This is a genomic window from Scytonema hofmannii PCC 7110 (assembly GCF_000346485.2).
Taxonomy (GTDB): domain Bacteria; phylum Cyanobacteriota; class Cyanobacteriia; order Cyanobacteriales; family Nostocaceae; genus Scytonema; species Scytonema hofmannii.
This window is the reverse complement of sequence record NZ_KQ976354.1, coordinates 2,203,667-2,216,395: the sequence shown is the minus strand read 5'-3', so window position 1 is coordinate 2,216,395 and position 12,729 is coordinate 2,203,667. Positions and strand designations below refer to the sequence as shown.

At 39.9% G+C, this 12,729-nt stretch carries 10 protein-coding genes and 1 CRISPR repeat array; of the genes, 8 read left to right on the top strand and 2 right to left on the bottom strand.

Annotation, left to right across the window (positions count from 1 at the left end; all coding sequences use genetic code 11):
* Positions 1-128 precede the first annotated feature (128 nt).
* Positions 129-3,926: a CHAT domain-containing protein gene (locus WA1_RS09550; protein WP_066613357.1), complete on the bottom strand. Its 3,798-nt coding sequence runs from the start codon at positions 3,924-3,926 to the stop codon at positions 129-131.
* Positions 3,927-4,096: 170 nt separating this feature from the next.
* Positions 4,097-4,849 (bottom strand): DUF4384 domain-containing protein, encoded by a 753-nt coding sequence (locus WA1_RS09545; RefSeq protein WP_017743768.1) that lies wholly within the window; start codon positions 4,847-4,849, stop codon positions 4,097-4,099.
* A gap of 257 nt (positions 4,850-5,106) precedes the next feature.
* Here WA1_RS09545 and WA1_RS61625 point away from each other — a divergent pair, with 257 nt between their 5' ends.
* The 8 genes from WA1_RS61625 (at position 5,107) to WA1_RS09510 (ending at position 12,559) form a co-directional block, all read left to right on the top strand.
* Positions 5,107-5,445 (top strand): hypothetical protein, encoded by a 339-nt coding sequence (locus WA1_RS61625; RefSeq protein ID WP_419183587.1) that lies wholly within the window; start codon positions 5,107-5,109, stop codon positions 5,443-5,445.
* Entirely contained in the window at positions 5,396-7,189 is a 1,794-nt protein-coding gene (gene cas1 / locus WA1_RS09540; RefSeq protein ID WP_419183586.1) for a CRISPR-associated endonuclease Cas1, read from the top strand. Before WA1_RS61625 ends, cas1 (WA1_RS09540) begins: the two co-directional genes overlap by 50 nt.
* 203 nt (positions 7,190-7,392) lie before the next feature.
* A CRISPR array of direct repeats spans positions 7,393-8,855; the repeat unit is 35 nt; unit sequence CTTTGGCTTTTTATAAGTCGAATCAAAATGGAAAC.
* 480 nt (positions 8,856-9,335) lie between these two features.
* On the top strand, positions 9,336-10,376 hold the full coding sequence (gene cas1 / locus WA1_RS09535) for a CRISPR-associated endonuclease Cas1 (RefSeq protein ID WP_017743767.1): 1,041 nt from the start codon (positions 9,336-9,338) through the stop codon (positions 10,374-10,376).
* Between the two features lie 2 nt (positions 10,377-10,378).
* Positions 10,379-10,657: a CRISPR-associated endonuclease Cas2 gene (gene cas2 / locus WA1_RS09530; RefSeq protein ID WP_017743766.1), complete on the top strand. Its 279-nt coding sequence runs from the start codon at positions 10,379-10,381 to the stop codon at positions 10,655-10,657.
* A 207-nt stretch (positions 10,658-10,864) separates the two neighbouring features.
* Complete coding sequence (locus tag WA1_RS09525) at positions 10,865-11,137, top strand: hypothetical protein (RefSeq protein ID WP_017743765.1); 273 nt, start codon at positions 10,865-10,867, stop codon at positions 11,135-11,137.
* A 31-nt stretch (positions 11,138-11,168) separates the two neighbouring features.
* Positions 11,169-11,540 (top strand): hypothetical protein, encoded by a 372-nt coding sequence (locus WA1_RS09520; RefSeq protein WP_017743764.1) that lies wholly within the window; start codon positions 11,169-11,171, stop codon positions 11,538-11,540.
* A 402-nt stretch (positions 11,541-11,942) separates the two neighbouring features.
* The gene (locus WA1_RS09515) at positions 11,943-12,197 is read left to right on the top strand and encodes a hypothetical protein (protein ID WP_017743763.1); all 255 of its coding nucleotides are present in this window, start codon (positions 11,943-11,945) and stop codon (positions 12,195-12,197) included.
* On the top strand, positions 12,197-12,559 hold the full coding sequence (locus WA1_RS09510; protein ID WP_017743762.1) for a type II toxin-antitoxin system PemK/MazF family toxin: 363 nt from the start codon (positions 12,197-12,199) through the stop codon (positions 12,557-12,559). The genes WA1_RS09515 and WA1_RS09510 overlap by 1 nt, the downstream gene beginning before the upstream one ends.
* Positions 12,560-12,729 lie beyond the last annotated feature (170 nt).

The following is a 12,729-nucleotide window of genomic DNA, read 5'->3' as shown; positions in this document are numbered from 1 at the left end:
AAATCGCGACTATACAAGCGAAACCCACCTACGTGGGTTTCAAAACCTTAATTTATCGTTAGTCCGCGTAGGCGGACTTTGTTTGTATAGTAGCGATTTCTAATCGCCCAAAACTTTTAACACATCCTCTAAGTAAAGTTGAATTGAGTTGCTGATGGCTTCTGTTCAACTTCTAGGCGATCAGTATTACCTTGACAAATCCACGCTCCCCAGTAAAAGGGATGCTCAAGTGGGGTATCTTGTTCTTTGGTTTGTTGTGACAATTTGTTAACGCTTAAGAGTTCTTCCAACACTTCTATACCCAAGCTAGACTGACGCAATTCCTTGACTGTCAGCTTGCGGATGTAATTCTGGGCGTTCTGTAATGCTTCTGCACGATTCATACTATGCTGTAAGTTGTCGAAGAAACGCTCCATCAGCAAAGCAGTTGCGGTGTCAGGAACTTTCCACAGACTCATCACTAATGTCTTCGCTCCTGCGACAGCAAAAGCACGACGCAATCCAAATACGCCTTCACCAATTTTAATGTCTCCTCTGCCAGTATCGCAGGCGGATAACACAGTGAGTTCGTTCCCCCACAAGTCTAAACTGGCAATGTCTTGGGCTAGGACAAATCCTTTACCTGCTTCACGGGGTAACGTACCACCAGAGAGCCAAGTATTAGCTCCTGCGAGAGCAACCCCGGATCGCATCATGGGGTTTTTGACTGTTGACAGCGCAAAATGCTCGAATTCTTGATTCCCTACCTTGGGTGGTTCTTGCTGTATGTCTGGTAAGAACAAACCGTGAGTGGCGATGAGCATGATTTTGGGACATTCTTGGGTGGTTAAGTGTGTTTCAAGTGCTTCTGTTCCTACATATAACCGTACATCTTTGAGCTTTTTGGCGACACTTTCACCAAGAAATCTTGTCCCGTGAGCGCGGGACAAAAGGTTACCATCAAGAGTGTTGATAAATTCTTCGTTTGAGGATTGTTGTGAAGCGATCGCAGTTTCAACTTGCGTGCTTTGTGAGCTTTTCCCCACGCCCCATCTTGTTGGCTCGCTTGCTAAATCAAAATCTGGATCGGCTATGATTATAGATGTATTCGCAGTTCTTGTTGTCTGAACTCTAGAGCGGAGAATTTCGCGTCCAACTCCTAAATACGAGATGGTGTATTCATCCATAAGAAGATGTGTACCTGTCTCATCTACTGGTAAAGTTTGAAACGGCAGTAGGTTGAGGTTTCCATCTGGTGCAAATATCAAATGTTTGTAGCCTCTTATTCCTTCAAGTATTGGCTGAAAAAGTCTTTGACTGAGTTGAATGGCTGTTGTGGAAGCGTATGGTGTAATTTGGGACTTAGGTAAAGAAGCTTCTTGTCCCCACGCCAGTGTTTTTTTTGTAGCGTCAGATACCTGTGAATGAAAGACTTGAATTAGGTTATCAACAGGTTCTACTTCTCCTAAATCGATGGTTTGCACTGCATCCGGTTGCCTAGATGGTAGAATGAATGCCAGATAACGGGGAGTCTGCCATTGTTTATCTCCCTTAGCCCGGACTGCGTGAAAATCGAAAACATCAAAGCGGACAAATTCAATTAAAATCGAGTCAGTTGGTAATGCCTCAGCTACCGCAAAACGGTTAGGAAGTTGCTCAGAGAGTTGAATTTCTGGGACTTCAGATGCGAGTTGCTTTTGTAGGCGATCGTGTTGGGCTTCAAGTTTTTCTAACTGTTCTTGATACGCAGTGAAATTGTTGAAAAGAGAAGCGGAGAAAGTCAAGGTGACTAACTGCGCGTTCAACTCACCCAGTTGACGAAACTTGTCTTGAAGATGAGGATAGCGATCGCTATACAAGGCTTGGTTTTGGGCGGCGAGGGAAGCAGTTGTGAGAGCTTTGCGTTTCAGTACAAAATCCAAGGCTTGCTGCTTGGTGCTATCCGAGTCAAACAGATGCTGGTAAATTAAAGAGAGAAACAAATTAAAATTATCTCGAAGTTTCTCAATCAACGCAAAACGGTCATTGTCGGAACTAAAGGCAAACACTCGACTAATTAACTTGTCATTAATATAACTTGCTTGGATACGGTAAGACAAAGCATCCTCTAGGCGATCGCTAGCTGTTAATATAGTTGCAAGATGATTCAAACTTCGTGCAACATCTGGATGTTCTTCGCCTAGTAGCCGTTTCCTCAGTTCCAAAGCTTCTGAGTATTTCCGTTCTGCTTCAAAGTAGCGCCCAAGCCAAAGGTCTATTTCTGCCAAACTATTTAAACTGCGAGCCACATCAGGATGCTCTTCTCCTAATAAAGATTTTCTGATTCTTAAGACTTCTAAATGCATCTGTTCTGCTGTCAAATAGCGCCCTTGTAAAGCATAAATAGCAGCTAAATTACTCAGACTGCTTGCTATTTGTGGATGTCGCTCCCCAAACGCGACTTTGACAATTGCCAAAGCTTCTAGAAATAATGACTCTGCTTGAGAGTATTTAAACTGAGTGTCGTATAAGACTGCTAAGTTGTTAAGACTCGCAGCGACATCAGGATGCTTCTCTCCTAGCAATTTTTTTCTCATGGCTAACGCTGCTAGATGCATTTGCTCAGATTGAACATATCGTCCTTGCAAACGATAAATTTCTGCTAAATCGTTGAAGCTGTCTGCAATAGAAGGATGTTCCTCTCCTAGTACTCTTTTTCTAATTTCTAAAACCTCCAAATACTTTTGTTCGGCTTCTGAGTAACGTCCTTGATTTTGATAAAGCTTTCCTAGATTGTTTAAATAATCGGCGTAATCGGGATTCTGTTTACCGCGTAAGCGCTCGCACATTAATAATGCTTCTAAATGCAGCTGCTCTGCTTGGATATAACGCCCTTGGTGTAAGTAGAGCACTGCAAGATTATTTAAATTCTTTGCAATATCGGGATGCTCTGAAGTCAACAGACGTTTCCTCATAGAATAGGCTGCTAGATAATTTTGCTCGGCTTCTGGGTAACGTCCTTGTAGAAGATAAATTTCTGCTAAATTACTCAAGCTAGCTGCAACTTCAGGATGCTCGTCTCCAAAGACGCTTTTTCTCATTGCCAAAGCTTCTACGTATTTTTTTTCTGCTTCTAAATAGCGTCCCTGCTCTTTGTAATTTCCTGCTATATTATTTAAAGTTGATGCAATATAGGCATGCTCATCACCTAGCAATTTTTTCCAAATTGCCAAGGCTTGCAGAAAGTTTTCTTCTGCTTGGAAGTAACGTCCTTGTGAATCGTACAGTACTGCTAAGTTATTTAAGCTGACAGCTACATCATGATGTTCTGAACCTTGGAGGTGTTGGATTCTCTCTATGGCTTCTAAATGCTTATTTTCTGCATCTTGATAACGTCCCTGAGACTCATAGAGTGCAGCGAGATTGTTTAATGTGCGCCAGATATCGTGAGCTTCATATTCACTCGGATTATTCTTTTGGATTTTGATAATTTGTAAATAGAGAATTTCTGCCTCTTGATAACGCCCTTGCTCTCGATAAACTTCTGCTAGATTATTGAGAACGATTAAAACTTGAGGATGTTCATCTCCTAACAACAGTTTCCAAAGATTTAAGACAGTTAAGAAATATTGTTCGGCTTGAGAATAATGTCCTTGTGATACATAAAGTGCGGCTAGATTGTTTAAAGATTGTGCCACATCTATATGTTCTTCTCCAAATAATCTTTTTCTCGTATTTAAGGCTTGTTGATATAAAGGTTCTGCTTCTGAATAACGCCCTTGCATGCGGTATAATTCAGCTAAGTTGTTTATGCTATCGCAATAAGCGGGATGTTCGGTAGTTTGTGTACTTTGCGCTAACATGATGGCTTGCTTGGCAACAATGACTGCTTGCTTTAAGTCACCTTGTTGACATAGTTGAAAAACTTGCGCGTTTAGAGTGTTTAAGTGCTCGATTATTTGTGTCATAAGAGGGGGTTTTAAAATTCCCAAGAAATAAATTACCACTACTTGTGGTACGGGCATCTTGTAGTATGGGCATCTTGTGGTACGGGCGTCCCCGCCCGTCCTATACTAGTGACGGGCGAGACGCCCATACCACAAGAAATATTTGAAGACTTTCATTGGGATGCTCCTGGTTAATTTACTGTATATTCTGTGTATAAAACTTGAGAGTCTTCACTTTGATTAACAAATTCTATTAATTGTGTGAGATGAGCTTCTACTAATTCCAGGGGATTTTCGTTTCCTTGGGGTAGCCATTGCAAATTAGGCTCTTTCTGAGTCAGGACTGCTAAAACCTGTTCTTTTCCTGGTTTACCTTCCATAGGAAATGCAGTGATGGGGGAACCTTTTTGGGGTAGGCTTGTTTTGCCTGTTTCTAGCTTACTTTGAGGTGCGAAACATGATGGACAAAAACACCAAATTTGTCCTGATGTATCTTTTTGGATTAATATTAAGTATCCAGGTATTTCAAAATTGACTTCAAATTGAATATAATTACCTAAATTTACAGATTTTTCGTAACGACTGGGTATTTCCGTTCCCCAACTTAATGTTTTTTCTTTGACGACAACAAGTCCCATTTGTTCTGTAAGAGAGCCAAGTGCTGTGAGTTGTTGCCAAAGTTGGTCGAGAGGTGTTAGCTGTTGGGTCTCTTCATCTTCTGAAAATGGCATAACAATATCTTGCCACTTTAAGTCGAGTTCTTCACAAATTGTCATAAATATCTCCCTTTGAACGGGTTTACCGTTGAAAAAGTTATTGACTGTAGACCAAGATGCAACTCCTCTCTCATTTACCAGAGATCTCTGGGTCAAGCTTAACCGTTTTAAAGCTTTTCTAGCCTGTTGCGTACCTTCTGCGGATGCGGTGAGAGAACTTCTAGGCATGGTAAGTCAAAATATATGAGTTATTTTCTTAAGTCATATACAAAGTCATATACTTTCGTCAATTACTCGTATACATACTCATATACGTCCTTGCAATAATCAAATTAGATGGACGGCGAGGGATTGGCTACGGTGTACACATAAATTGAATTTACATCCTTAATCCCTTTGGAGGAATGAAACTCAACAATTCGATTTAATGTTGGGTTTCGTTCCTCAACCCAACCTACGATGTCTTAATATTTACTTAATCATTTATGTTCACTATAGAACATCTCAACTATGCATGGCTGCAAGTCCGCGCAGGAAGTAAAGCAGCTGGTGTGGATGGTATTTCTGTTGACTTATTTGAGTCAATAGCTACCGAGGAGTTACGGAATTTGGCCTTCCAAATTCAGCATGAAACTTACACAACAAGCCCTGCTAAAGGGTTTTATGTACCTAAGAAAAATGGCGGTAAGCGGTTGGTTGGGATTTCAACCGTGCGCGATCGCATTGTTCAGCGATCTTTTTCCGTCGATAGGTGGAGTTTGTTCGCTCACTGCGATGATTTCAACCGTGCGCGATCGCATTGTTCAGCGATCGCTACTCGATGACTTGTATTTTCCCTTAGAAGATACATTTCTGGATTGTAGTTACGCTTATCGTCCAGGACACAATATTCAGCAAGCGGTACAGCATTTATATGGATACTACAAGTATCAACCCAAATGGGTTATCAAAACAGATATCGCTGATTTTTTTGACAGTCTTTCTTGGGCGTTATTGTTAACGGCGTTGGAGGAATTGCGGCTTGAAGCAATTATACTGCAGTTGCTCGAACAGCATCTGAAAGCGGGCATCCTCATTAACGGACAATACCGCAACTTTGGCAAAGGAGTCTTGCAAGGCGGTATCCTTTCTGGGGCGTTAGCTAATTTATACCTGACTGATTTTGATAGAAAATGCCTCAACCAGGGGATGAATTTAGTGAGGTACGGTGATGATTTGGTGGTCGCTTGTAGTACTTTCTCAGAAGCTAACCGTATTCTTGACAAAATTATTGCTTGGTTGGGAGAGATTTATTTAACTCTCCAACCTGAAAAAACACAGATTTTTAGTCCTGATGATGAGTTTACCTTTTTAGGTTATCGCTTTGCTAAGGGTGAAGTTTACGCACCACCTCCACCAGAACCAGTACGGGAAGGGGAATGGGTTATTAATGATTCTGGTACGCCTTATTTTCGCCGCAAACCAAGACCAACAAAACCCGTTTCCCGTCCTCCCAAAGCTTGCAGTATTGGCAAACCTATCAATTTTCCCAGAGCAACACTTTCACATTACTGGCAGGATTTTATGAGCACATTATATATCACAGACCAAGGTGCTTACTTAAGTGTTAAGAATCAGCAATTTCAGGTATTTTATCAAGGGGAACTCAAAATTAAAGTTCCAGTTGTGCGAGTGAGTAATATTGTGATGTTTGGTTGTTGTAATGTTTCTCACGGTGCGGTGAGTATGGCGCTAATACGACGGATACCAATTATGTATCTTTCGCAAAAAGGGAGATACTTTGGACATACTGCTGTACAAGGAAGTGCCAAAGTAGAATATTTGACACGACAAGTCCAGTGTTGCGAAAACCCAGTGTTTACTCGCCAACAAGCAGAAGCGATCGTTGCTGCAAAACTCCATAACTCTCGCATTTTGTTGATGCGTTTAAATCGTCGTCGGGAAACAGAACTTGCAACACAAGCGATCGACTTGATGGATGTTTTAATCGATAGCTTACCCAAAGCAGATAGCATGGATGCGCTGCGCGGATATGAAGGAAAGGCTGCTACGATATATTTCCAGGCGTTAGGTTCTTTATTTACTGGTTTCTTTGCTTTCGATAAACGCACCAAACGTCCGCCGACTGACCCAATTAATAGTTTAATGAGTTTGGGCTACACTTTATTGAGTCAACAAGTCTTTTCTTTTGTTCAATCTGTTGGACTGCATACGCATTTTGGAAATTTACATACTCCCCGTGATAACCATCCAGCTTTGGTGAGTGATTTGATGGAGGAGTTCCGCGCTCAGGTTGTGGATTCGTTTGTCAGTTATATTGTGAATAAAAAAATATTAACTCCTGAAGATTTTACTCCTCCTGACGAGCGCGGAGGTGTATACTTACAAGCAAGTGCGTTGAAGAAGTATCTCAAGCATTGGGAAGAGAAATTACAGTCTGAAACGACGCATCCCAATACTGGGTATAAGGTGGCTTATCGTCGTTGTATTGAGTTACAGGTGCGGGAGTATGTTGCTTGTTTAACGGGTGAGGTTGAAGTTTATCGTCCCATGACTTGGAAACTGTAACCTAGTATACCATTTGTGGGATAGACACAACGGCTGAAACCCTTATTCTTTCGTTCTATCCCACAAATTACTATCCTGGTAAGGGTTTGAAGTGTTGATATGGCACACTTATTGCAACTAATTCTCAATTATTGGAAGCAAAATTTGCATCCCACAAAAAAGTGCTGTAGAATTACCTCAGGGCAAGGCTTTCGAGCGGTAGCCTTTGGCTTTTTATAAGTCGAATCAAAATGGAAACCTGCTTTCTTAACTCCTATGACCGCAAGGTCGCCACATCTTTGGCTTTTTATAAGTCGAATCAAAATGGAAACCTGTTCTTTAGCAACAGCGGGAGCTACTGTTAAAAGACTTTGGCTTTTTATAAGTCGAATCAAAATGGAAACAAACATCATCATTATAGGCTGTGATGGCGATAGTTCTTTGGCTTTTTATAAGTCGAATCAAAATGGAAACTTTAGCCGGCGTCTAATCCATCATCAGGTGGAAAAACTTTGGCTTTTTATAAGTCGAATCAAAATGGAAACTAGAATTTAATACCCGATTCCGAATTGCCGTCATGCTTTGGCTTTTTATAAGTCGAATCAAAATGGAAACTTGACACAGAACAAATTGAAATTAAGCGGTTAAATTCTTTGGCTTTTTATAAGTCGAATCAAAATGGAAACTTCGGGAGTATTTAACTCCATAAATTCAATCAACTCCTCTTTGGCTTTTTATAAGTCGAATCAAAATGGAAACTCATCTTCTGAAACTTCACCATCTCCTTCAATAAGACTTTGGCTTTTTATAAGTCGAATCAAAATGGAAACAATACTGAAACATTCCAAGGCCCAAGCGGGTGCTGGCTTTGGCTTTTTATAAGTCGAATCAAAATGGAAACTTTAACTACTGCGACAAAAACAACTTTTCCTTCAACTTTGGCTTTTTATAAGTCGAATCAAAATGGAAACCTATATGTAGACTTTTGACCTCTACAAGCTTCTCCCATTGCTTTGGCTTTTTATAAGTCGAATCAAAATGGAAACTTTAATGGAGGATCTTTAACTGGAGGTATTTCAAAGTCTTTGGCTTTTTATAAGTCGAATCAAAATGGAAACTTTATATTGTTTTTTTCTTCTTGAGCCATCTCCATCTTTGGCTTTTTATAAGTCGAATCAAAATGGAAACCCTAGCATAACTTCCTATAAAACCGTTAGCCTCTAAACTTTGGCTTTTTATAAGTCGAATCAAAATGGAAACAGCGGAACTGCCTAGAATACTGCTCCCCCTGCTGAGGGGCTTTGGCTTTTTATAAGTCGAATCAAAATGGAAACAAAAATGATGATCGTTGAAAAACCATAAGAAAAAACTTTGGCTTTTTATAAGTCGAATCAAAATGGAAACAATATTGATACTGTCACCGGATGTTTGATTACACTTTGGCTTTTTATAAGTCGAATCAAAATGGAAACTTTCCAGGGGTTAACAGATCCCAGGTTGGACGACCGCTTTGGCTTTTTATAAGTCGAATCAAAATGGAAACTGTAACGCCAAGTTGCTTAGCATCAACAAAGCCTTGCTTTGGCTTTTTATAAGTCGAATCAAAATGGAAACTCCTGCTCAGCGATTTGAGCATCTGACCATCTCCCCAACTTTGGCTTTTTATAAGTCGAATCAAAATGGAAACTCGGGATCGGCTAAAACAAAATCAGAAGAGTTGGACTTCAATACTGCTCGGTTAAGGAAATCAGGTAGATTGAAACTCTTGATATATCGTTATCTACGACGCTCGAAAAGGTCTTAACCGAGCAGTATTGAGTTGGACTTTGGCTTTTTATAAATTGAAGAAAATTTGAATAGCTAATTTTTTAGCGGTAAGAAATTTATCCCAATACTACAGCGATCGCCAACTTTATCGGAGCATCCCACTCCGATTTTTTCATGACTAATCCCAAGTCATATAACTCATATACAAACTCATATAAAAATCGCTTTTACTCAGATACATACTCATATAGGCATCTGCGAAGATGGAATTAAGTCAAAAGGAAAAAGATAAAAGGTCAGTCACTGGAATGAAGAAATTTCTTCAAATCAAGCCAGAGACAAACCTAAAAAATAAAAATTCTTTCTTACTTTGACTTTACACTTTTACTTCACAGAACCCATGTCTACTATATACATCACAGATCCAAATGCCTCATTCAAACTTCAAAACAAGTACTTGAAGGTATTTCAACAAGAGAGACAACGTTTCTTAATCCGCATTAGCAATATTAGTCAATTCATCATCTTTGGTAATATCAAATTGCCAAAAGATATCGTGCAGATTATCCGGTTAAATCAAATTCCCGTCTTGTATTTAACCCAAACTGGTGAATATATCGGACGTGTAGAAAACCCCTCTCCAGTCCAAACTCAATACTTAACTTACCAGCGCCAACGCCTGCGTGATACTGAATTTAACCGCGCTACAGCAGAAAGTATAATTTGGGCAAAATTGCACAATCAACACGCTTTTCTGCAAAATTGGACTCGTCAGTACACATTCCAAAATACCGATCCCACAATCAAACGCACATTAAATTACTTGGAATTGTTGATGGATAACCTATCAGTTGCACCATCCATTAACGAATTGCACGAGTATATTCACGAAGCAGACAGTATTCACTATTCTGCTATTGCTTACCTACTCGCCTTCCATAACCAATGTCCCCCCATAACAACAAAACAAATTAACAAATTCTTAACTCTGGGACATCAACTCTTACATCAATATGTTTACACCCATCTCCAAACCGCAGGACTTCACCCAGATTATGGAATTTTATACTGCGATCGCGATCGCGAACTTCCTTTAGCATGGGACTTGAGTGCAGAATTTCGCGCACCCATAGTTGATGACATGGTGTTGCATTTTACCCGTCATCTTGCTAACACTAATGGAAATGGGAAGAAATCTTACACTCTTATCCAACGCTTTCTGCAACATTGGGAAGGAAAATTGAAAACTTTCGTACTGCATCCCTATGCTGGAGAAGTCACTTACCGTCAATGTATAGATTTGCAGGTAAGGGAATATATTTCATCTTTGATAGGTGATGTAGAATATTACCGCCCCTTGGCATTAAAATTTCACCCAAATCCTCTCAATTTCACCAATATCGCTGAAACCCAGAAACCGATACTAACCTTGGTGAAGTAGTTATGTTTTACTTAGTTTGCTACGACATTGTTAGTGACACCCGTCGCAATAAAGTGTCAAAACTCCTTGAAAGCTATGGGTTTCGCGTGCAAAAGTCTGTGTTTGAGTGTGTCTTGGATGAGAAGCAATTTGAAAGCGTATCCAAATACCTGACACGACTTGTGAACCGACGCGAAGACCAAGTGAGATTTTATCCCATGACTGCACACAGTCGTTGCAAAGTTGCAGTCGTAGGAACGCAACCTGAATTGAGCATTGATGATGCAGCATTTATAGTTTAGCGACTGCGGAATATTTCTTAGCTTTTTACCTACTCATCATAACCAAAATGAACGTTTGGAAACAACCACGCGCTCCACCGTCGCGTCAAAAAATACAATGTAGAAACGTTGCATACAATGTCTCTACAATCCAAAATCCAAAATCTAAAATCCAAAATCGTATGAGCGTTTACTTTCGGTCAAGTTTGGACATTGGGAAATTATTGAATGCAAATTCAATCTGTCAAGTTTTGTTTGATTTTTGCTCCTAAAACCCAAAAACAACTTGATGATTTACCAAAAAAAGACCGCAAGCAATACGACAAAGCTTTTGAATGTTTCGCTAATAATGGTCCTGCTTATCGCAGTTTGAGAACTCATCGCTATCGCAACAAAGATGGTAGTGATATTTGGAGTTCTTCTGCATCTATGGCAAAACGATTTTATTGGCGTTATGTAAAAGGAGAAATTATTGAAGTAACACACATAGATTCACATTAGACATCTCCGAAAAAGAATATAGAGACGTGTCATGGCGCGTCTTTACAAGGAGTGTACTTCCAACCTCTCACTCATCACGCTACTCATCATGTCTAATCCCCGTCAAATAACGGCACGCGAACTGCACTTAATTTTACTCTACAGTCATTGGGAGTTCGGTATGTTACCAGCAGACTTTTACGCAAAGTGGGATGTAAGTTACGAACAAATGGCTTTGATATGTTCCCGTTCTGAATCTACTGTACGTGGTTGGTTTAGAAAAGGTAAAAAGCAACGTCACCCAACGCGCAATGATTCACTACATCTCGCTTTTATGGACTTATTGCTCGAACATTTTGAGGAGATTCCCCATGAAGTCTTGCAATGGTTACAACTCAATGAAATTTCAAAATTACACGAATAATCTTGTTTGTCAATAGCATCTTGCTCTGTCTTCACAAGTTTGTCCTAGCTACAGTGGTATGAGTTAATTCAAAGTTAGCGATCGCTTGCGGTAATTCGCATTGTTGAGATACTTCTCAGGAGTGCGAAATACTTCAGAAACAATTGCTTTGAATTAGCTGGCTTCATCTGAAGTCGATGTAATGGAAACGAAACAGAAACGAAATCTCACAGTTTTTACTGATATCACATCTTGTGGGATGGGCGTCCTCGCTCACCCATTTTCTTGACCAGGAAGTTAAAGCGCAACTACACCCCAAACATTCTTTATACTTTAACTAAGTTTTTTCGTATTGACCTACTTATGCAGTATTATAAAAAAATAAAGGTAAAAAATCGCTGAGTTGCTTTGGGAAGTGTGGCAATGACACAAAAGACAACAGAGATTATTCAATCTCAACTGCTAGAAGTCTTGTCTCAATTGCCTGTGTCTTGGCAAGAGCAAGTCTTAGACTTCACTATTTCTCTACATCAGAAAAAACTGACTCAGCAATGGAATGCAATTTCTGATGAAGAAGCAGCGATGCTAAAAGCTGAATTTGCTGAGGAAGATTTAGCTTTTGCACAAGCAGCTTTAGCCGATTATCTTCCCCTGCTTCAGAAAGAGGATAAAGTTTGATGCGAGGAGATGTTTATTTAGCAGATTTGAATCCGAGTCGGGGTTCAGAGCAAGGAGGTATTCGACCAATTATTATTGTTCAAAGAAGTACACTCGATCAATTCACAACAACAGTAGTAGTTGTTCCTGTAACTAGTAATTTACGACGTGCTAAAGTACCAGGTACAATAGTTTTACCTGTAGGTGAAGGTGGCTTAATACAAGAATCTGTAGTGCTTTGTTATCAAATTGTTGTTATTGATAAGCAGAGATTAATGAAAAAATTAGGGACTCTTTCTCCTAATTACTTATTGATGCTAAGAGAAGCATTAAAATATACATTAGAGCTTGATAATTTTGAGAATGAAAATACAGAAGAATAATTCGCGATCGCCTCAGTAAGTCGGTGGGTAAATTTATAACAAACTTGGCGATCGCACGAATACCCCCCTGAAGGGTTACTTGCAAAGAGAGTTCCTCAACCCCTACACTATTTTTCCAGTATCAATCAGGCTGAGTTAGGTAACCCCCAAGAGCAACCAGTTGCAATCAG

What these genes read in the sequence shown, in the direction of transcription:
- cas1 (WP_017743767.1), top strand. Translation starts at nt 9,336, where the DNA reads ATGTCTACTATATACATCACAGATCCAAATGCCTCATTCAAACTTCAA.
- WA1_RS09510 (WP_017743762.1), top strand. Translation starts at nt 12,197, where the DNA reads ATGCGAGGAGATGTTTATTTAGCAGATTTGAATCCGAGTCGGGGTTCA.
- WA1_RS61625 (WP_419183587.1), top strand. Translation starts at nt 5,107, where the DNA reads ATGTTCACTATAGAACATCTCAACTATGCATGGCTGCAAGTCCGCGCA.
- WA1_RS09550 (WP_066613357.1), bottom strand. Translation starts at nt 3,926, where the DNA reads ATGACACAAATAATCGAGCACTTAAACACTCTAAACGCGCAAGTTTTT.
- WA1_RS09520 (WP_017743764.1), top strand. Translation starts at nt 11,169, where the DNA reads ATGGCGCGTCTTTACAAGGAGTGTACTTCCAACCTCTCACTCATCACG.
- WA1_RS09525 (WP_017743765.1), top strand. Translation starts at nt 10,865, where the DNA reads ATGCAAATTCAATCTGTCAAGTTTTGTTTGATTTTTGCTCCTAAAACC.
- cas1 (WP_419183586.1), top strand. Translation starts at nt 5,396, where the DNA reads ATGATTTCAACCGTGCGCGATCGCATTGTTCAGCGATCGCTACTCGAT.
- cas2 (WP_017743766.1), top strand. Translation starts at nt 10,379, where the DNA reads ATGTTTTACTTAGTTTGCTACGACATTGTTAGTGACACCCGTCGCAAT.
- WA1_RS09515 (WP_017743763.1), top strand. Translation starts at nt 11,943, where the DNA reads ATGACACAAAAGACAACAGAGATTATTCAATCTCAACTGCTAGAAGTC.
- WA1_RS09545 (WP_017743768.1), bottom strand. Translation starts at nt 4,849, where the DNA reads ATGCCTAGAAGTTCTCTCACCGCATCCGCAGAAGGTACGCAACAGGCT.